This is a genomic window from Rahnella sp. Larv3_ips (assembly GCF_003697865.1).
GTDB classification, from domain to species: domain Bacteria; phylum Pseudomonadota; class Gammaproteobacteria; order Enterobacterales; family Enterobacteriaceae; genus Rahnella; species Rahnella rivi.
In genome coordinates this window covers 485,833-506,922 of sequence record NZ_MJIB01000021.1, presented here as the reverse complement: position 1 = coordinate 506,922, position 21,090 = coordinate 485,833, and the positions used below count along the sequence as shown (strand labels likewise).

The following is a 21,090-nucleotide window of genomic DNA, read 5'->3' as shown; positions in this document are numbered from 1 at the left end:
GAACCGCGCAAAATATCAGGGTCAGTACAATAAAGATTTATTCCGGGTAGCCGATAACCGTAACGGGCGCTTTATACGTCAAAGGCTGCGCCAGCAATTTATGATTAATGAATTATGAGGTGTGGCAGGTGAGCGAAGTACCCAAAGAGTCGTTTGCTAAGCGTAACACGCTGGCAATATTGTCCGTTTTACGGGATCTGAAAAAAAACCAGACGCTGGTGATGGTCACCCATTCCCGTGGGCAATTTATCAGTAAAATACTGGACGTGAATGCCGACGGTCATCAGTTCTTATTCGATCTGGGCAGTTCTGATTATGAAAACGGTCTGGCGATGGCCGCAGACACGCTGAGTTTTGTCGCTGAGCCTGCGGGTGCCAAAGTGGAGTTCGCCTGCGGAAAAGTGCGTCAGGTCACCTACGACGGCCTGCCTACGTTTATCTGTGATATTCCGCCGGTTCTCTATTTTATTCAACGCCGTGAATATTTCCGCGTGAGCGTACCCTGGCTGCCGGATTACCGTTGCAGCGGTAAATTAGCCGATGCCAGTGACTTTGCTTACCGGGTCAGGGATATTTCCCTTGGCGGTCTGGGGCTGGAAATTGATGGCACCACCCTGCCGGAAATTGCCTCGGGCGAAGTGCTGAAAGATTCGCTGATCCAGCTGGCGGAACTCGGCACCTTTAAACTGGATTTGCAGTATATCGGTTCGATGCCGCGTAAATCGGTGAGCAATAAAGGCGAGACGGTCAGCACCCAGCGGCTGAGCTTTAAGTTTCCGCGTTTGTCACCCGCGCAGGAACGCGACCTGCAACGGGCTATTTTCGAGCTGGAAAAACAACAGCATATAAAAGCGAAGCGTTTCCAGCACGATTAATACCGGCCAGAAACGTCGGATCAGATAAACATACCGCCTGAAGCTTCGACCCGCTGGGCGGTCATCCAGCCCGCCTCATCACTGAGCATGAGCGCCACCATATCCCCGATATCATCCGGCAATCCGGCGCGGCCCAGCGCAGTGTTACCGGCCACCATTTTATTGACCTCAGGATTGTCGCGAACCATTCCGCCGCTGAAATCCGTTTCAATCGCGCCGGGTGCCAGCACGTTGACGGTAATACCGCGCGCGCCAAGTTCTTTTGCCTGATAACGGGTCAGCACTTCCACCGCGCCTTTCATGATGGCGTAAGCGGAAGAGCCCGGCAGCGCAAAACGCGCCAGCCCGCTGGATACGTTCAGAATGCGCCCCCCGTCAGCCATCAGAGGCAACAGTTTTTGTGTCAGGAAAAACGGCCCTTTCAGGTGGATGTTCATCATCAAATCGAACTGCGCTTCGGTGGTTTTGGCGAAAGACTCGTGCAGCCCGACGCCCGCGTTGTTCACCAGAAAATCAAAGGTATCGCGCTGCCAGATCTGCTGAAGCTGGTGGCTGACGCCGGTTACAAACGCATCAAAGCTGCTGCTGTCTCCGGCATCGAGTTTAAGCGCCACAGCCTTGCCGCCCAGCGCCTCGACCGATTTCACTACCGCCTGCGCGGCGTCCTGCTGGCTGTGGTAAGTCAAAATGATATCCACGCCCTTTTTTGCCAGCTTTTCAACGGCATTCTTGCCTAAACCACGGCTTGCACCGGTCACTATCGCGATTTTACGGTTCATTCCAGACCTCATCATGTTTATGTCACTGCTGCATTGGATGAAATCCAGCCTATTGGATTACGCGCGCGTGATAAATGGCCCATAATGAGTTTCACTGTCTCATTTCAAACAACAATTGGGTAAAATGTGGATAAAATACAATCGATGCAGGTTTTCGTGCGTGTCGCCGAACTGAGCAATTTTACCCGCGCCGCCGAAAGTCTGGGGTTGCCGAAGGGCAGTGTCTCGCGTCTGGTGCAGCAACTGGAAACCCGGATGTCTGCCCGCTTGCTGCACCGCTCGACGCGCCGCGTACAACTGACACAGGACGGCCAGGTGTTTTATCAGCGCTGCAAAGAGCTGCTGGCCAATATGGAAGAGCTGGAATCGATGTTTCAGTCGAATCCGGCAAGCGTCAGCGGGCGGCTGCGGGTGGATATGTCGGTCGGCATGGCTACGCATCTGGTATTGCCACGGCTGGCGGAGTTTCTCAACCGCTACCCGGCGCTGGAAATCGAACTGAGCAGCACCGATCACCGCGTGGATGTGGTGCGCGAAGGGTTTGACTGTGTGATCCGTTCCGGCACGCTGAAAGATTCCGGGCTGATTGCCCGCCCGCTCGGCGCTCTCAGCATGATCAACTGCGCCAGCCCCGGCTATCTGCAACGCTACGGCACGCCTGAGGACCCCGAACAGCTGGCCCATCACGCGATGGTGCATTACCAGCAAACGCTCGGCAGCCACAGTGATGTCTTTGAGTATCTGGACGGCAAACAGCTGAAAACCGTCAGGAGCGGTGGCGCGGTGACGGTCAACAGCACGGAAACCTACGTGGCCGCCTGTCTTGCGGGTCTGGGCATCATTCAGGTGCCGCTGATGGGCGTACGTGACCCGCTTGCAAACGGCCAGCTGGTCAGTGTCCTGCCGCAATACTGCGCGCCGCCGATGCCGGTCACGCTGGTCTATCCGCACCGCCTTAACCTGTCGCGGCGGGTCAAAGTGTTCATGGACTGGCTAACAGAAATATCCCAAACGTTCATTGCCTGAGCGGTTAAACCGCTGCCCCGTCGCCTGCGCCGCTCAGGTGTCTATACTTAGGGCTGGATGCACTTTTAAGGACAACATGGATCAATGCCCCTCATTTCAAAAGAAGACCTTTCAAAAAACGCCGCGGCTGAGCAGGAAGAAGCGACGCCGCTGATTAACATCAAAACCGGCAATCACACGGTGGATAAAAACATCGGCAGATTTTCGCACCTGGTGGAACACGTCAAATCCTGGGGATGGGTAGCGCATCTGCTGCGCACCACCGAGCGGTTTAATGATCGCCTCGGCAGCCAGTTTGGTGCGGCGATCACTTATTTCTCGTTCCTGTCGCTGATCCCGATTTTGATGGTGTCGTTCGCCGCCGTCGGTTTTGTTTTGGCCTCGAACCCGGATTTGCTGGCGGAGCTTATCAATAAGATCGTCAACAGCATCAGCGACCCTAATCTGGCGGCCACGCTGAAAAGTACGGTGAACACGGCGATTCAGCAACGTACCGCGGTGGGATTATCCGGGCTGCTGATTGCGTTGTATTCCGGCATCAGCTGGATGGGGAATTTGCGTGAAGCGATCCGCGCACAGTCGCGTGATGTCTGGGAGCGTAACCCGCAGGATCAGGAGAAAATCTACCGCCGCTATTTCCGTGACTTCGTCTCGCTGACCGGTCTGGTGCTGGCGTTGATCATCACCCTGTCGCTGACCTCCATTGCCGGTTCGGCGCAAAAATCCATTGTGGATGCGCTGGGGCTGGGCGGAATCGAGTGGCTCAGGCCGGTGATGACCAGCATCGCGCTGGTGATTTCCATTGCGGCCAACTATCTGTTGTTCCTGTGGATATTCTGGATGCTGCCGCGTCATAAACCGCGTAAAAAAGCCCTGCTGCGCGGAACGCTGCTGGCGGCGATCGGTTTTGAGGTGATCAAATTTGTGATGACCATGACGCTGCCGCGCCTGGCGACCTCGCCGTCCGGTGCCGCCTTTGGTTCGGTGATCGGCCTGATGGCGTTCTTCTATTTCTTTGCCCGCCTGACGCTGTTTGTCGCCGCATGGATTGCCACTGCGCAGTACAAAGACGATCCGCGCATGCCAGACCGCAAAGATAAAGCCGCGCAGAAAGCAAAAGGGACAACGGTAAACGACAGTGAATACTCGCCTGACCATGTCATCGTGCCAGACGAAATACATATCGCAGACGTTAATACTGATACCAAAGCACAAAAGCAGTGATTAGCACTGAAATAGTCTCTGCGTTACCCTGAAAACCAGAATAACTGACTGAGGCGTGCACTTTTATTTTGCCGTTTTCCAGTCAGTTACTCTGCATTTCATCTGTTCCCCGAACTTATGAAGGGTGAAACAGGATGTTAATAAAACAATCGCCCGATCCCGCCTGAAATGCCCTTTTCCCTGCGCCCTGCCGCGTTGAAATGCCGTCGCGCTCTGCTTAAGATGCCTTTTCGCTATACATTTATTTACATTAGTTCCCTCTCACTCATTACAAATAAGAAATACTTATGCAAGCCACTATCACTCCAGAATTAGAAGCTGACGCGCACCTGGTGAGTCAGAACTCCCGCGGCAAAGTCATCGTGGCATCGCTAATCGGTACGGCCATCGAATTTTTCGACTTTTATATCTACGCGACCGCCGCCGTCATTGTGTTCCCGCATATCTTCTTCCCGCAGGGCGACCCGACGGCCGCCACGCTACAGTCACTCGCTACTTTTGCCATCGCCTTTATTGCACGTCCGATCGGCTCTGCGCTGTTTGGTCACTTCGGCGACCGCGTTGGCCGTAAGGTCACGCTGGTGGCCTCATTGCTGACCATGGGCGTGTCCACGGTGGTCATCGGCCTGTTGCCGACTTACGCCACCATTGGCGTGTTCGCACCGATGCTGCTGGCACTGGCGCGTTTTGGTCAGGGTCTGGGTTTGGGCGGAGAATGGGGCGGTGCGGCATTACTCGCCACCGAGAATGCGCCACCGAAAAAACGCGCGCTCTACGGCTCTTTCCCGCAACTCGGCGCGCCAATCGGCTTCTTCTTTGCTAACGGCATGTTCCTGCTGCTGTCGTGGCTGCTGACTGACGAACAGTTCATTTCCTGGGGCTGGCGCGTGCCGTTCCTGCTCTCCGCCGTGCTGGTCCTGGTCGGTCTGTACGTTCGCGTTTCGCTGCATGAAACGCCGGTGTTCGCGAAAATCGCCAAAGCCGGTAAACAGGTGAAAGTGCCTATCGGCACGCTGTTCACTCAATACAAAAAAGCGACTATCCTCGGCACATTCATCATGGTGGCAACTTACACGCTGTTCTACATCATGACCGTGTATTCACTCGGTTACGGCACTGCCGCAAAACCTGTCGGGTTGGGCATTCCGCGTAATGAGTTCCTGCTGATGCTGATGCTTGGGGTGATCGGATTCGGCGTGATGGTGCCGATTGCCGGCCAGCTGGCCGACAAATTTGGCCGTCGCAAAACCATGATTTGCATTACGCTGCTGATGATCGTTTTCGCGCTGAGCTTCCCGACGATTCTGGGTTCCGGCTCGCAGGCACTGGTGATGGTGTTCCTGCTGTGCGGATTCATGGTGATGGGCCTGACTTTCGGCCCGATGGGGGCTTTGCTGCCGGAACTGTTCCCGACGGAAGTTCGCTATACCGGCGCATCCTTCTCCTATAATGTGTCTTCGATACTGGGTGCGTCCGTTGCGCCGTACATCGCCACCTGGCTGGCAACCCATTACGGGTTGTTCTATGTGGGCGTTTATCTGGCCTTTATGGCAACGCTGACGTTAATTGCGCTGCTGCTGTCCAAAGAAACCGCCCATCAGTCACTGTAACTGACCTGGACACCGTGCCCGGTATGCGCCCGGCACGGTGCCTTCTGCGAAGGTTTCTTATGCGCTTACGACGATTGATCCTGCCTGCCCTGCTTCTGCTTATCGTGATTGCCGCCGCTTTCTGGTTCTTCTGGCCTCACACCTCAAATCCTAATGCCCTGTGGAATATCATCAGTCAGAAATGCGTGCCTAATCAGCGCAGCAGCGGAAAACCCGCGCCTTGTGCGCAGGTCGATGAACAGCAGGGATTTGTGGTACTGAAAGATTTGAACGGCCCGTTGCAGTATTTACTGATGCCCAGTGCGCGGATCACCGGCATGGAAAGCCCGGCACTGCTGGAACCGGCCACGCCGAATTTCTTCAGTCAGGCCTGGAGTGCGCGGCATTTTATGGCGGAGAAATACGGAAAACCGATCGACGACAGTAATGTCTCACTGGCAATCAACTCACAATACGGACGGTCGCAGAACCAGCTGCACATCCATATTTCCTGTCTGCTGCCACAGGTCAAAGCCACGCTGATTAAAGACAGCGCGCAGCTTGGATACGACTGGCAGACACTGCCTGATCAACTGCTCGGTCACACCTATCTGGCACGCAAAGTCACCCCCTCTGAGCTGAATCAGCGAGGGGCTTTCCGCATTCTGGCCGCTGGCGTGCCGGGCGCCGACAAAAAGATGGGGCATTTCGGTATGGCGATGGTCAGCCTGCAAGGCGGCGATTACCTGCTGCTGGCAAGCGAACGTGACTTACTGAAACTCAATAATGCCTCCACCGAAGAGATCCAGGACCATGACTGCAAGGTACTGGATCCCGTGCCTAAGTGATTCAGATAAACAGCGCGGGAGACATGCCGAAACGCGATAATTTCCGGCAACCTGCGTTGGCAACCTGGCAGCAGCGGAACAGGCTGCGCCAGGGTTGCTGATATCGCCCCTTTATTAACATCACTTCTCTTTCATTTGCTGCAATATCGGGCCGCACTGGTTTTCTGCGCTGTCGCTTGGGGAAATCAGCGCCAGCAGGGCAGCCGCCGGGGCAACGACGGCCCCGAGAGCGACGGCGGCGGCGCCACGGGCAATCAGCGGCCCCGGTTTGACACCCGCATCCGGATTTTTATAGGTCCCGCGCACGTACAGCGGTGAACGCAAGGTCAGCACGCGCAGGCCCTTACTTTCCGGGTCGATGGTCAGATCCAGACGCTCGGTTGCCATATTGGTGCTGCCGGTGATGGTGATCACCGCATTCTCAGTGTCGAACACGAACAGACGTGGCGTTACCAGCCCGTTTTTGATGTTGACGTTGGCCGCAGCGCAGTTAATTGCCACTTCGTCATCGCCGAACAGTTTTCCGACCAGATAATTCCCCACGTTCAGCCCCGCCAGTTCCATCAGGCTGCGGCTGACTACGCCGTCGTTTATCAGGATTTTCATATCACCGTTGCTGGTGCCCAGCAGCGCGGCGACGGAATTACCGGTACCGGTGAGCGTTGCATCACCGTTCAGATCCCCCAGACTGCGTTCCATGGATTCCATTTTTGGCAGCAGCTGTTTCAGTTTCAGATGGCGGGCATGCAGATCCGCACGCGCCCGCATCGGCGATTTATCCCCTTCCAGCCTGATGGTGGAATTGAGGTTACCGCCCGCCACACCGAAGCGCAGAGGGTCGAGCAGGATAACGCTGTTGTTAAGTTTCAGATGGGTACTCAAATCGCTGAGTGGCAGAGATTCGCCATGTTCAATGCGTTTTGCGCTGAACTTCACGTCAGCATCCATCGCGCCCCAGGATTTGGTATCGAACTTCTCGACCGGCAGCACTTTGTCAGAAGGCTGACGCGTCGTCTCACCGCGTTTCGCTTTCTCTTTATTGGAATCGGCCCCGATAAGCGGTGCCAGATCGGCAAAGCGCAGCTGTTTAGACACCACTTCGCCGGTCAGTTTCGGACGCGGCTTACTCGCCTGATAAGTCAGGGAACCGTGGATGTCGCTGTCGCCAATTTCACCGTTAAAGTTTTGATAACGATAAATTGCGCCGTTTTTATCGTGCAACGTCGCCGATAAATGACCATCAGTGGAATACGGCGGCGTTTGTGGCAAGAGCACGCCGGTCAGGCCATACAAATCAGACAGCGTCTGGCCGGAGAACTTCAGGCGTAAATCCAGACCGCCGAGGTTCATCGGATCCTGCAGTGTCCCGGCGACGGCCACGCGGGTATTCCCGGAGCGGACGTCTGCCTGTAACGGGAACAACGCATCCGCGTCTTTCAGCGCCAGCATCCCGCCGATTTTGCCGCTGCCGGAGAGCGATTCACCGTTGTATTTGCCGTCCACTTTCCAGCCAAACACGAACGGCGGCGTTTTGCTTTTCGGTGCGTCTTTTTTATCGCCGGTAACTTCGGTGAACGGCAATGGTTTGCCCAGCGGATCAATCACTGCGCGGAAATCGGCTTTCATCACGGCATCTTTGTAATCAATCTGCCCGCGATCAAAGACGATGTCGTTGAGGGTAAACGACCAGGCTGACGGTGGCTGTGCCGGGTCTTTCTGATCACTGTTGGCAAGATTGAACGTCCAGTTATTTTTGCCGTTGGCTAAACGCAGCAGCGAGGCATCCGGCTGTTTCAGCCAAATCCTCGGGATCAGCACTTCTTTATGCAGTAACGCCAGCGGCGCGATGCTGGCATCTACGCGGGCAAGTTTCACCATCTGCGCATCTTTCTCACCGCCCTGCACATCTGCGGGATTCCCCAGCACAATGTCTTCGGCATGGATGTGCGGCCACGGAACCCACGCACGCCAGCCCGCCTCGTCTTTCTGGCGTGACCAGTCCACACCCAAATCGCCACGGATCGCGAACGTACGGTTCAGCTCAGCGCTGACTTTTTGATTGATCGTAGGTTTGAGGCGATTCCAGTCAAACATCGCGATGAAAATAACGATGGCGATCAGCAGAATAATAATCACACCGGCAATCCACGAGATCACCTTACCTGTGCGCGTCATAAACGGGTTCCTTTCAGACAGTTAACGAATTCCAGAGTTTAAACATAGTTGAATTCGCCTCAGCTTGCCTGAAACGGTGCAGAAGAAACGGAGAAGTGCGGAAGGAAGAGAAAGGCATAAATCAAATAAAATCAAGGAAATAACAATGTATCACACCACTGCAACCCGTCCGGCATTTTGAGACTTGCCTGTACAAAGTTTGGTGTGATTCATTATTCTTCGAAATGTATTGGCAGATTATCCAGCCCGTCGAAAGTGGCCGGACGCGCCAGGTAGTACCCCTGCGCCGCCAGCGCATCAGACTGGCGCACCATCGCCCATTCAGCGGCAGTTTCCACACCTTCAATAATCACGCCCTTGCTGTAGCGGTTCATCAGCGTCACCAGCGTATAGAAGAGTCGCGAGCCCTCTTCGCTCTGGCACAGCAGAATAAACAGGTCGCGGGCGATTTTAATGTACTCGTAATGCCAGGTCGTGAAAGACGAGAAGTTTGCGATGCCCTGACCAAAATCATCCAGCCACAGGCGATCGGACTGTTCGATTTGCGACAGCGGAATACTCAGCGCATTTTCAGCACTTTCGACCAGCTCAAACCGGACGTACGGCATCGCACTGATTTGCGCGCGCAAAGAGGACTCCGATTGCAGCATCTCCAGCACCTGACCATCGACGTTAATGGACGCCAGCAGGCCGTTATCAATGAACAAGCGCTGCCAGCGCTGCAAAAGATCGAGCTGCTCCTGCACGATTTGCAGGCGTTTGCCTACGGCGATCGCGACGAAGTAATGCTCAGGCGAAATAAATTTCTGCGGCTCGGCCGGGTGGAAAACACCGGTCAGCAATTCAATACCCAGTAATTTTCCAGTTGTACGGTAAATGGGCTGAAAACGGTACACTCTCTGACATTGACGCCAGTATGACTGTGCTTTTACGCGCTCAAGCGCGGTAAAAGAAGGCGTAATCAGCCCTAACATCATCTTAGTTATCATATTTTTCTGCCGTCATGAATAAGAGTCAGATAATCAGGGACATGCGGCAACATGTCTTCCGCGACTACGATGTATGACGTGCCGACAAGGTAGTTCGATTTCCTGGCTTTCTTTTGTAGAGATATCTATCGGCGCAGCGCGCAGAAACTTTAATCACTCCGTATTTCCCTTCCTCTTCTTGCCTGTAAATCCCTCATTGCGCGCTGGAAGTTCTTTTGTGCAGGCTCTACATTGGAGGTCGTTTAACACGTCATTAACCCCACCTTCCCGAGACGGAGAGAAAAAATGCCTTACGTAAACATCAAAATCACCCGCGATGGCGCGACCGCCGAACAGAAAAAAGCGCTGATCGCAGGCGTAACGCAGTTGCTGGTCGATACGCTGGGGAAAAATCCGGCGACAACGACGGTGATCATCGATGAAATCGATACGGATAACTGGGGGCTGGGAGGGCGTCCGGTGACCGAACTGCGTAACGAAGCTAAATAACACGTCTTTACCCTGACATCAGATGGAAGCCCCGTGGCTTCCACTTTCATATCGCTTGCATCCCTTTTTTCGATCTTCCTCGTAAAAAATAAAACCTCGTTTTAATTTAATTGACTGACCGCATTCTTATGAAGAGACTAGAGCGCAATAATGACGGACTTTTCTTCTCTTTCGTTTTAATGCTTCAGACATAGGCCAGGTAAAATGACTCGTAAAAACATTGCCGTTATCGGCGAATGCATGATCGAATTGTCACAAAAAGGCGATGCCCTTCATCGTGGTTTTGGTGGCGATACGCTGAATACGTCTGTGTATATCGCCCGCCAGGTGTCTCCTGATGCGCTGAACGTGCATTACGTGACGGCACTCGGCAATGACAGTTTCAGTAATGAGATGCTGCAGGCATGGCAACAGGAAGGGGTTCATACCGATCTGACCCAGCGTCTGGAAAACAAACTGCCTGGCCTGTACGTGATTGAGACGGATGACACCGGCGAGCGCACTTTCTACTACTGGCGCAACGACGCCGCAGCGCGTTACTGGCTGGACAGCCCGCAGTCTGAAGAGATTTGTCAGGCACTGGCGAAATTCGATTATCTCTATCTGAGCGGCATCAGCCTGGCGATCCTCAATGACCCAAGCCGCGACCGCCTGATGACCCTGCTGAAAGCCTGCCGTGCACGCGGCGGTAAGGTCATTTTCGACAACAACTACCGTCCGCGTCTGTGGGCCAGCAAAGAACAGACGCAGTCCGCCTACAACGCCATGCTTTCCTGCACCGATATCGCCTTCCTGACGCTCGATGATGAAGACATGTTGTGGGGTGAAAAACCTTATGAAGACGTTATTGCCCGCACGCACGCACTGGGCGTCAGCGAAGTGGTGGTGAAACGCGGTGCAGACAGCTGCATCGTGTCCAGCGCGGAAGGCGAGTTGCACGATGTGCCCGCCGTGAAATTACCGAAAGAGAAAGTGGTGGATACTACGGCAGCCGGTGACTCCTTCAGCGCAGGCTACCTGGCCGTGCGCCTGACCGGCGGAAGCGCAGTGGAAGCCGCTGTACGCGGGCATGAAACAGCAAGCACCGTGATTCAGCATCGCGGGGCGATCATTCCGATGGAGTTTATGCCTGAGTGGGCATAAGGGCAGTTTTTCACCTGCAGTGAGGACCGGGCGGCAAGACTGTGAAAGTGTCGGTTTTTTAAGTGCTGTGCTCACTTAACATGTCGCGCCAGAACCGATAAAGCGAGGAGGGATCCAAAGGAGGGAAAGCACTTCCCTCCTTTGGTGGGTTTCGGCGCGGGGCGTTAAACCATCACCGCACGCGAAACCTAAATATTCTCGATCATGTTTAAAAAGATTAATAAGGGTCAACCCTTATTGCGCCGCGGCTACCGGTGTCTCAGTGACGGCAGCCTCTCCCGCCGGGCTGGCTTCTGCTGGCGCCATAATCTTGTCATAAATCGCCCTCAGTTCCCCGGCATTGACCTCCGGTTCACCTTTCGGCTGTGCCAGGACTAATGCCGGCTCACGCGACAGTTGCTGTTTAAGCTCCTGATTCATTACCGGTAAGGTCAGCGTTGAGAGGAATTCCTGACGCAATTGCTGATATTGCTCCGGCGCGATGTCTACGACCCCGTTTTGCTGTGAACGCAGGCGCTGACTCATCAGTACGTCGGTATCCGTGCGGGCATAGGTGGCGAACAGCTTGCTCAGCTGATCTTTTTTCTGGGCAATCAGCGCATCGAATTCAGATTGTGAGATGCCTTTATCACGCACAACCAGCAACTCATCGGAAAGACGTTTAAACAACTCCGCAAGTTTGGCCTGCGGTGCTTCAATACGAATGGCGCACTGCGCACGTTGGAACTGCACGTTACAGTCAAAGCCTAAGCCCGGCCCCGGTGTGGCTGCGTCTTTCTTATTCTCGAAAGAGGATTTCAGCGCTTCCTGTAAATGCCAGAACAAGGCTTCACGCGCCAAATCACTGCGCCAGTAAGACGCCAGTGCCTGAGAGTCCTGAATCGGCTGCCACGCGCTGTCCCACATTAATGACAAACGATCTTGCGTCAGATTGTCGTCCATCAATGTCATGGATTTCATGGTCACTTCAGACAGCGTCGGCAACGTTTGCGGCGTCTGGCGGCTGCCTTTGAGCGGTGAGAAGGTCCGGTTAATTTGTTCGCTGAGCCCGCGGCCATCCACGTTACCGACAACGAATAATGTCATCACATCTGGCGTGTACCACTGATGATAAAACTTGATGAGGGAGTCTATATTGATGGGTTTGGTCGGCAGCTGATCCGGATTATGCCCGACCAGAGTGGAGCCGGTAATGCGGGCGCGCCAGAAGGCGTCCTGGGTATTTTGCGGCAGCGACCCCACCGGATCCCGTGACTCCTGACGCGCGGCGCTCACCAGTTCGGGTGTCACGGAGACTTTCCCTGCAGTGTTCGCCAGCCAGTTCAATGCGTCTTTCAGCAGGTCCGGGCGGTTATTGGGAAGACTCAGATTGTACATGGTGAAATCGTACGAGCTGACCGCCGGCGGCAATGGCCGTTGCGGGTTAATGCTCTGCTGCCAGAGAGACTGGAGTTGGGCCGTGCTGAATCCTTCGCTATGCATTAATGCCAGACGAGGAAGGAAATGCGTGTAGCCAGACTGTTGTGCTGACTCTGCCAGTGACCCGGTGCGAACCACCAGGCGTAATTCAATACGATCGCTCGGACGTTGTGGTGTAGTCAGAAGCTGCCAGGTGAACCCGTTGTCTAACTTGCCCTGCTGCCAGGCCGGGTCGGGTTGTAATGTTTCTGCCTGCACATGACTTGCGGCTGCTGCCAGCAGCAATCCACCAATGAGTAAACGGATTTTGGTGCCCTGCATGTGAACCCCTACGTAATGACAATCCAATTTTCAGAGTGCTGTCCTGCCGGTGTCTGATGACGGGCCCACAGGAACTGAATGCGTAAAATAAAGCCCGAAAAAATAAAGCTCTTCGTTAGACCGCGGGTTTTTCTCAAAGTCGCGCATCCGTCAAAAATATTCTCGGAAATAGCGCCGGTGACGGCACAAGAGGGGCATATTATGAAGATAATCCACCGGTTACATCAAGCAACCGGTGGATATTAGGGGAGATGACGCCGAATAAATGCTTTTTTTGGAAGCTTACGCGGGTTTTATGCCCACATATCCACCATTATTCAGAAACAATCAGACACCGGAAACTGACTTTTCCGCTTCCGTCAGGCACTTCTGACCGTTCAATGTGGCTTTCAGCTGGCCTTCATCGAGCTGTCCGCACCACTTCGCAACCACAATCGTCGCCACGCCATTACCCACCAGGTTGGTGAGCGCACGCGCCTCCGACATAAAGCGGTCAATGCCTAAAATCAGCGCCAGACCTGCAACCGGTAAATGTCCGACTGCCGACAGGGTTGCCGCCAGAACGATGAAACCACTGCCGGTCACGCCCGCCGCGCCTTTGGAGGACAACAGCAGCACCACAATCAGGGTAATCTGATGCCAGATATCCATATGTGTATTGGTGGCCTGCGCGATGAAAACCGCCGCCATGGTCAGGTAAATCGAGGTGCCGTCAAGGTTGAAAGAATACCCCGTTGGGATCACCAGCCCGACCACCGATTTCTTGCATCCCAGACGCTCCATCTTATCCAGCATACGCGGCAGCGCAGACTCGGAAGATGAGGTACCCAGAACGATCAGCAACTCTTCTTTAATGTAGTTAACAAACTTGAAGATGCTAAAGCCGGTGAAGCGTGCGATTAGCCCGAGCACCACCACCACGAACAAGACGCAGGTCAGGTAGAAACAGATGATCAACTGGCCGAGTTGCACCAGAGAACCCACGCCGTATTTACCGATGGTGAACGCCATCGCACCGAAAGCCCCCAGCGGAGCCAGGCGCATGATCATGTTGATGATGCCGAAGATGACCTGCGAGAAGCTGTCGATCACGTTGAAAATCAGCTGTCCTTTATGGCCCAGACGGTGCAGCGCAAAACCAAACAGCACGGCAAACAACAGCACCTGCAGGATATTCCCGCTGGCAAACGCACCAATCACGCTGGAAGGGATCACATCAAGCAGGAAAGGAATGATGCCCTGACTTTGTGCCTGTTCGGCATAGACCGCCACCGCTTTGGCATCCAGAGCCGCAGGATCGACGTTCATCCCCGCGCCCGGCTGGACGATATTCACGATGACCAGCCCGATAATCAGCGCCAGAGTGCTGACAATTTCGAAATACAGCAGTGCAATCGCACCGGTACGGCCAACCGCTTTCATGCTCTCCATGCCTGCGATGCCGGTAACCACCGTACAGAAAATCACCGGAGCGATGATCATCTTGATTAACTTAACAAAACCATCACCTAATGGTTTCATTTGAGCGCCGAGGTCAGGGTAGAAATGACCCAGCATGACACCCAGGGTTATTGCCATAAGCACCTGGAAATACAGGCTTTTGAAGATAGATTTTTTCATGAATCGCCATCCTGATGTGAGAGTGTCGCCCTTTGTTTTGTAGGGGTACAGATAATGAGCGACTGCCGAAAAATAACACCATCACAACATCATGGAAATATATTGTTTCCTCCGGAAAAGACGGGTCATGAAAAACCAGAGCTGAAAGCATTCAGCCGACGGAGAGTAAGTAAAAAAAGCAGATAAAATGACAGACAGGAACGGGTTTCCTGCCTTCAGAAGGGTCAGTCAGGCTGGCAGAATTTCAGTTCGAAGGCGTCTTTCGACAGTGGCGCGGAGAATAAATACCCCTGACCTAACAGAATGTTTTGCTCAAGTAACCACTGGCGTTGCGCTTCATTCTCGACACCTTCAGCCACCAGCTGGATGTTCATCGCGCGGGCGATCGAGGCCACAATGTTGACCATCACATCGTCCTGCGGCAGAGCGCCGACAAAGCTGCGGTCGATTTTAATGACATCAATAGGCAGCGAACGCAGGCGGTTAAGATATTCGAGGCCTGAATAGCCGAGGCCGAAATCATCCAGTTCAATCGACACCCCTACGGCGCGCAATTCGCCCAGTAGCAGCAGTGCGCGATCGAGGTCGTCGATACGCGCAGTCTCGGTGATTTCCAGCACCAGTTGTCCCGGATTGATTTTGTAGCGGCTCAGTAAACTGCGCAGTTCCGGCAGGAAATTGCGTTGCTGCACCTGAACGCCGGAGAGATTCACTGACAGGGGCAAATTAATCCCCCGCCGTTGCCAGTCAGCGAGAATGCCGCAGCCCAGTTCAAGAATTTTATAGCCCAGCATGCTCATCACGCCGATTTCTTCGGCAAGCACAATGAAATCGCTTTCCAGCCCGTAACTGCCGTCGGCCATTTTCCGGCGCAGCAGCGCTTCAGCACCGACCACCCCGCGGGTGCGCATATTCACCTGCGGCTGGATAAACAGCGTGAAATCGTTCTGCTCCATGGCGTGCAGAATGTCGTTTTCCTGCAACAAACGTTTCTGAATCTTTGCCGTTAACTCCGGCTCAAAGAACAGAATTTGATTCTTACCCTGCTGATAAGCCGACACCCGTGCCGCCCGCGCATTGACCATCAACTGCTGCGCCGTGGCCGGGAACTCGCCGGTATATTGAACGATGCCGATACTGCCCGTCGGATGCAGAGACATATTGCCTGCATCGCTTTCCTGCGGTGCATTGATGCGTTCCATAATATGACGGGCGAGACGCATCGCCATAAATGGCCGGACAATGTCGCCGGCCAGCAAAGCAAATTCGTTATAGCTCAGGCGCGCCAGTAAGCAGTGCTCGGGCAGTGCATCAATGATGGATCTCACCAGCGGGCAATCGACGTGGCCGTCATCACGCAGGCTTTCGATACCTATCATTAACAGATGAAACCCTTTTTCCGGCTCGGTGGAATGCAACCGGTGTTGCAGCCGCGACATAAACTGCTCTTCATTACTGATGCAGTCTTGTGCGGGAGGCTGCGAATCGCTGATCTCTTGCTGCAATTTTTGCATGTGCTGCTGATTACGGTTGTAACTGCGCACCAGCATGCCGATTTCATCATCTTCATGAAGCGCAGGCATGGTCAGCTGATGATACGGCACATCGCCTTCCGGCAGGGATTCCAGCTCGCGGGCGATAGTGCGTACCGGTTTGACAATCAGCCGGTTAATGATCCAGCTGAGGGAAATGGTCAGGATCAGCGCCAGCAGCAGATACGTCGTCAGCATGGTGGACAGCGCGCTGACGATAAACTGGTACATGCGGTAGGAGTCAGCCTGCACGACCAGGTACGCCAGGGGTTTCGGGTCTTTCGGGCTGGCCGCGGCGGAATAAAGAGGAACGGAAATCGTGACAGGCAGATTGAATCCACGGGACACCCACTGCGGCACCGGGCGGCCTGGCGGAAAATGGGTGTGCAGCGCTGCGATTTCATTGGGCATCACCACATCCGCACGGCTGAGAATACCGACGGGTTGCAGCGTGTTCAGGATCTCCTGCGTTTCATCCAGATCGACGTCCAGCACCGCCTGGGACAGCGGTTCGCGGACAGAATGGGCGATATTTTCAAGCTGCTGGGCGTAATCATCCCTCCGTTGTTGCACAAAGTGGAACAACTGGATAATGATGAAAATACAAATAGTTATCGCAGCCACACTCGACACGGCTGCCATCTGCTTGATTGTTAATGAACGCCTGACCCGCAACTTAGTTCTCCATCAACCGCCGACCTGTTTTGCTCCGTTCTACTTATCAGGAACACTATTAGAGCGCAGTATACCTTATATCGTGTTATTTCGAGGCAAAACAGGGCCGTTAGGCTATAAAAAACAATGTGTTTGCACCTCTGAAATTATCACAGAAATACTTTATGTTATTTTACTGACGAAAAACCGACACTCTGCATTAACCCGATGATTAGTGGTGTTATTAAAATTCTGAGTTTAATGTCCCTGATGCAATCTCTGTGCTGCACATCACACAAAATGCAACCGTTTACTCTCACATAAGATAAAAAATCAGATAAAAAAAACAAAAAACCTTTTGTGACAGCCAGTTATAAGGGTATTGTTTTTTATGGTGCTATTCCTAATTTTTGTAAAAAGTGCTCCATGCTGTACAAGAACTGATATATTAAGATTAATCTTATCCTCAAAAAAAACTTCAAAAAAACTAAACCTTTTACACTCTTTATTAGCAGTTCTCGCTTGGTTGACAGCGTTTCTTGCTTGGCCGCTTTGACGTCCAGATAATTCCCACAAAAATATAATCCTACCGGGCGGGATATATGAACAAATATGACGACATTAAGCGTTTTATGGATAAGACCAACCTTAAACAGCTTGATTACAAAGAGCTAAATGATAAATCGACCGGAGAATCAATTACCGGTTCGATGAATCAATGGACCTTGATCAAGCAGGTTTCTGCCAGCCAGACGCCGGGTGGCCCCTTAGATAACGGGCGCTCGACGCAGCCCACGCCACAGTCCATTTCTGCTGATGAATTCTCGCCACAGTCGGCGCAGGAAGCGCTGCATGCCCAGCATTCGCAGCCGCAGACTGATTCCGCTGCGCCCGAACACGCCGGCCCCATGTCTTCAGAAGTCCATCCTCCGGCGGCGGGCTTTGGTTTGCTCGATGCCCTGCGTGAAACTCTGCCGCCCGTGCCTGAACATCCGGCACCCGCGCCAGCACAGGCTCCGCATTCTCCTCCGGTTCATTCGACTCCGGCCCTGCACGCGCAGTCTGTGATACCGGACAACGGTTCAGGTTTGCTCGACTCCCTGCGCAAAGCCATGCCGCAAGCGCCGCGTCAGCCACCCGCGCCACCGGCCAGCGCAGCGCCCGCGCCCGCAGCGCCGGTGTATCAGCCTGCACCCATGATCCGTTCAACCCCATTACAGAGCCCGGCACCCGCGCACGTGGTGCCCGCATCTGCGGCGTCTGCCGATACCGATCAGCGTTTTAAACAGATGTTTAAACAGCGGGCGCCTCAGCCTGCCGGCGCTTATCTGCATCGCGACACACCGCTTCAACCTTTGTTAGAGATGATTGCCTCATGCCGTTAGTTTGCGTTTGTTCACCGAAAGGTGGGGTTGGAAAAACCACGGTGGCCTCCAACCTGGCCTATTCGCTTGCCCGCAGCGGCAGCAAAGTACTGGTCATCGATTTTGATGTGCAGAATGCCCTGCGCCTCCATTTTGGTGTGCCTATTTCCGATACCCGCGGTTTTGTCGCCGGGTCAGGCAATGAATCCGACTGGAGCCAGTTTATTCTCAAAGCCGGGTCGAACACGTTTGTGCTGCCCTATGGCGAAGTGAGCGAAGATCAGCGGCTGGAGTTTGAACATCAGTTAGCCAGCGATCCGCATTTTTTACCGCGCGGATTAAATACCGTCCTGAATTATCCGGGGTTAATTATTATTGCGGATTTCCCTCCCGGCCCGAGCCCGGCATTAAAAGCCGTGCAGAGCATTGCTGATTTACATGTTGTGGTCATGCTGGCGGATACGGCGTCATTGTCTTTACTGCCATTAATGGAAAAGAACAAATTAATAGGCACCCCGCTGAATAATAAGAAAGGGGAATATTACGTTGTGAACCAAAGTGACACCCGCCGGACGTTAAGTCGCGATGTCACGCAATTTTTCGAACAGCGTTTAAATGAAAGATTATTAGGCACAATACACAGGGATGAATGTGTGCCGGAGGCGAATGCCTCTCAGCGATCTATTATTGATTTCAGTCCGGTATCAGCGTCCGCGTTTGATATTGAACTGATCAGCAAAAAAGTCGCCGCCATTTTAGGGATTAAAGTCGGTGATGGTGAATTACACGCCGCGCCTAAAACCGGCAGTTATTAACTGTCACTGATAACAGCGATCCCAAAGCGATGAATAAATTCCTGTTTTCCCTGCTTGTGCTTCTGCTGCTGCCGGTGGCAGCAGTTATCGTCATCACGCCAATGGACAGCCAGAAGCAGTACATCTTCGGGCTGATCAGTATTGGTCTTTTATTTTTACTGGGCATCAGTAAAAGCCGCCGGATAAGTGTGGTCATGGTCATCATGTCAGTCATGATGTCCACGCGATATATTTACTGGCGCGCCACAGAAACTCTGCATTTCAATTCCACCATTGAAGCTATTTTAGGCATCGGCTTATTCCTCGCCGAGCTGTATGTCTGGCTTATTCTGTTACTGGGTTATCTGCAAACCACCTGGCCGCTGAAACGCACCATCGAACCTTTGCCGGATGACACCACATTGTGGCCAACGGTAGATGTGTATATTCCCTCGTATAACGAAAGTCTGGACGTGGTGCGTGATACCGTTCTGGCGGCGCAGTGCATCGATTATCCAAAAGACAAAATCAAAATATACGTACTCGATGACGGCAAGCGCGACGAATTTGCGGTGTTCTCTGCCGATGCGGGCGTGGGATATATCACCCGCGACAATAACGCCCATGCAAAAGCCGGTAACCTGAATCACGCAATGAAACTCACCAAGGGCGAGCTGATTTGCGTATTCGATTGCGACCACGTCGCGACCCGCGCCTTTTTACAGGCCACCGTCGGCAGCTTCCTGAAAGACCCGCGTCTGGCCCTGATCCAGACGCCGCACTACTTCTATTCACCGGATCCGTTCGAACGTAACCTGTCCGCTGGCCGCACCATGCCAAACGAAGGTGCGCTGTTCTACGGCCCGGTTCAGCAAGGTAACGATAACTGGAACGCGACGTTCTTCTGCGGTTCCTGTGCCGTGATCCGCCGCGTGGCGCTGGAAGAAGTCGGCGGCTTTGCGGTAGAAACCGTCACCGAAGATGCGCACTCGGCGTTGAAAATGCAGCGTCGTGGCTGGAACACCGCGTTTCTGGATATCCCGCTGGCAGCGGGTCTGGCAACAGAACGCCTCGGCCTGCACGTTATTCAGCGTACCCGCTGGGCGCGCGGTATGACGCAGATTTTCCGCGTCGATAACCCGTTGTTTGGCCGTGGTCTGAAATGGCAGCAGCGTCTGTGCTACCTGAACGCCATGCTGCACTTCCAGTTTGGCCTGCCGCGCGTGGTGTTCCTGACCGCGCCGCTGGCGTTCCTGCTGTTCAACCTGAACATCATCTCCTCGTCCGCCAGCCTGATTTTTGCTTATGCGCTGCCGCATCTGGTGATGTCGCTGTACATCAACTCCCGCATGAATGGCCGTTTCCGCTATACCTTCTGGGGTGAAATTTACGAAACCGTGATGGCGTTCCACCTGATCCTGCCAACGCTGGTGACCATGTTCGCGCCAAAACGCGGCAAGTTTAACGTCACCGACAAAGGCGGTTTACTGGACGTCGGCTTCTTTGACTTCAACATCGTCAAACCTCACCTGATTGTCGCCATTCTGATGATTATCGGCATCGGTTACGGGCTGGTGCGCGCGGTGTTCCACAACTACTTTGCCATCGATCCGAACGTTATCGCGCTGAACGTGGCATGGGGCAGTTTCAGCGTCCTGATCCTGCTGGCGGCGATTGCCGTCGCGAAAGAAACCCGTCAGGTGCGTAAAACCATCCGTATTGATGTGGCGATCCCGGCCATCATTCATTACGCCAATGGCATTTCTCTGCGCACCACCACCATTGATATGTCGATGGGTGGCGTGCAACTGGTGACGCCGGATGTGCGTTATCTGGAAGAAGAAATTGAAGAAGTAGAAATTCAGCTTTCATCTGGCGCGGAGAGTTTCCCGGTCACGCAGATCAGCGGCAACAAAGAGCGGATTCGTCTGCAATTTGAAAACCTGCCGCTGTCTAAACGCCGCGAACTGGTGCGTGTGGTTCTCTGCCGTGCGGATGCCTGGATTGGTGAAGAATACCCGCCAGACAACCCGTTCAAATCGCTGCTCAGCATCATCCGCTGCGTATTTGAATTGTTCTACAACACCTGGAAAGAACGCCGCGGCAAAAATACACCCGCTGAAACCACCAGCAAGAGTGAAGCAGCATGAACCGACCTCGTAAACCAATGAGTAAACGCCGTTTGTCTGCGGTGCCTGGCACGTCCCTTTTCAGAAAAATCACCACCGGCCTGCTGCTGACCTTCAGCA

At 53.7% G+C, this 21,090-nt stretch carries 16 protein-coding genes; 10 read left to right on the top strand and 6 right to left on the bottom strand.

The window, feature by feature from the left end:
* Positions 1 to 128 precede the first annotated feature (128 nt).
* Positions 129 to 875: a flagellar brake protein gene (locus ED901_RS21845; protein WP_056777153.1), complete on the top strand. Its 747-nt coding sequence runs from the start codon at positions 129 to 131 to the stop codon at positions 873 to 875.
* A 20-nt stretch (positions 876 to 895) separates the two neighbouring features.
* Here ED901_RS21845 and ED901_RS21840 read toward each other — a convergent pair whose 3' ends face one another.
* Positions 896 to 1,654, bottom strand: coding sequence for an SDR family NAD(P)-dependent oxidoreductase (locus ED901_RS21840; RefSeq protein WP_122097222.1), 759 nt, complete (start codon positions 1,652 to 1,654; stop codon positions 896 to 898).
* A gap of 126 nt (positions 1,655 to 1,780) precedes the next feature.
* On the opposite strand from ED901_RS21840, the gene ED901_RS21835 reads away from it, so the two are divergent.
* The 4 genes from ED901_RS21835 (at position 1,781) to ED901_RS21820 (ending at position 6,341) form a co-directional block, all read left to right on the top strand.
* Positions 1,781 to 2,680, top strand: a complete 900-nt coding sequence (locus ED901_RS21835; protein ID WP_122097221.1) for a LysR family transcriptional regulator — start codon at positions 1,781 to 1,783, stop codon at positions 2,678 to 2,680.
* An 84-nt stretch (positions 2,681 to 2,764) separates the two neighbouring features.
* The gene (yhjD, locus tag ED901_RS21830) at positions 2,765 to 3,904 is read left to right on the top strand and encodes an inner membrane protein YhjD (RefSeq protein WP_122097220.1); all 1,140 of its coding nucleotides are present in this window, start codon (positions 2,765 to 2,767) and stop codon (positions 3,902 to 3,904) included.
* Positions 3,905 to 4,191: 287 nt separating this feature from the next.
* Entirely contained in the window at positions 4,192 to 5,514 is a 1,323-nt protein-coding gene (locus ED901_RS21825) for an MFS transporter (RefSeq protein ID WP_056775693.1), read from the top strand.
* A 59-nt stretch (positions 5,515 to 5,573) separates the two neighbouring features.
* Positions 5,574 to 6,341: a CDP-diacylglycerol diphosphatase gene (locus tag ED901_RS21820; protein WP_122097219.1), complete on the top strand. Its 768-nt coding sequence runs from the start codon at positions 5,574 to 5,576 to the stop codon at positions 6,339 to 6,341.
* 120 nt (positions 6,342 to 6,461) lie between these two features.
* On the opposite strand, the gene ED901_RS21815 is transcribed toward ED901_RS21820, so the two are convergent.
* Positions 6,462 to 8,516, bottom strand: coding sequence for an AsmA family protein (locus tag ED901_RS21815; protein ID WP_056775698.1), 2,055 nt, complete (start codon positions 8,514 to 8,516; stop codon positions 6,462 to 6,464).
* 212 nt (positions 8,517 to 8,728) lie between these two features.
* Positions 8,729 to 9,505, bottom strand: a complete 777-nt coding sequence (gene pdeH, locus ED901_RS21810; RefSeq protein ID WP_122097218.1) for a cyclic-guanylate-specific phosphodiesterase — start codon at positions 9,503 to 9,505, stop codon at positions 8,729 to 8,731.
* 252 nt (positions 9,506 to 9,757) lie between these two features.
* Between pdeH and ED901_RS21805 the strand changes: the two genes are divergently transcribed.
* Complete coding sequence (locus tag ED901_RS21805; protein WP_305775608.1) at positions 9,758 to 9,994, top strand: 4-oxalocrotonate tautomerase family protein; 237 nt, start codon at positions 9,758 to 9,760, stop codon at positions 9,992 to 9,994.
* A 204-nt stretch (positions 9,995 to 10,198) separates the two neighbouring features.
* On the top strand, positions 10,199 to 11,137 hold the full coding sequence (locus tag ED901_RS21800; protein WP_122097217.1) for a sugar kinase: 939 nt from the start codon (positions 10,199 to 10,201) through the stop codon (positions 11,135 to 11,137).
* Between the two features lie 234 nt (positions 11,138 to 11,371).
* On the opposite strand, the gene ED901_RS21795 is transcribed toward ED901_RS21800, so the two are convergent.
* The 3 genes from ED901_RS21795 to hmsP all read right to left on the bottom strand — a co-directional run bounded on the left by ED901_RS21795 (position 11,372) and on the right by hmsP (position 16,704).
* Positions 11,372 to 12,877, bottom strand: a complete 1,506-nt coding sequence (locus ED901_RS21795) for a pitrilysin family protein (protein ID WP_122097216.1) — start codon at positions 12,875 to 12,877, stop codon at positions 11,372 to 11,374.
* Between the two features lie 327 nt (positions 12,878 to 13,204).
* Positions 13,205 to 14,497: a dicarboxylate/amino acid:cation symporter gene (locus ED901_RS21790; RefSeq protein ID WP_122097215.1), complete on the bottom strand. Its 1,293-nt coding sequence runs from the start codon at positions 14,495 to 14,497 to the stop codon at positions 13,205 to 13,207.
* A gap of 224 nt (positions 14,498 to 14,721) precedes the next feature.
* Entirely contained in the window at positions 14,722 to 16,704 is a 1,983-nt protein-coding gene (gene hmsP / locus ED901_RS21785; protein WP_122097214.1) for a biofilm formation regulator HmsP, read from the bottom strand.
* A 581-nt stretch (positions 16,705 to 17,285) separates the two neighbouring features.
* Here hmsP and ED901_RS21780 point away from each other — a divergent pair.
* The 3 genes from ED901_RS21780 to bcsA are packed head-to-tail and all read left to right on the top strand — an operon-like array spanning position 17,286 to position 20,991.
* On the top strand, positions 17,286 to 18,068 hold the full coding sequence (locus tag ED901_RS21780) for a cellulose biosynthesis protein BcsO (protein ID WP_122097213.1): 783 nt from the start codon (positions 17,286 to 17,288) through the stop codon (positions 18,066 to 18,068).
* Complete coding sequence (gene bcsQ / locus ED901_RS21775; protein ID WP_056775717.1) at positions 18,059 to 18,862, top strand: cellulose biosynthesis protein BcsQ; 804 nt, start codon at positions 18,059 to 18,061, stop codon at positions 18,860 to 18,862. Before ED901_RS21780 ends, bcsQ begins: the two co-directional genes overlap by 10 nt.
* 29 nt (positions 18,863 to 18,891) lie before the next feature.
* On the top strand, positions 18,892 to 20,991 hold the full coding sequence (bcsA, locus tag ED901_RS21770) for a UDP-forming cellulose synthase catalytic subunit (protein WP_056775720.1): 2,100 nt from the start codon (positions 18,892 to 18,894) through the stop codon (positions 20,989 to 20,991).
* Positions 20,992 to 21,090 lie beyond the last annotated feature (99 nt).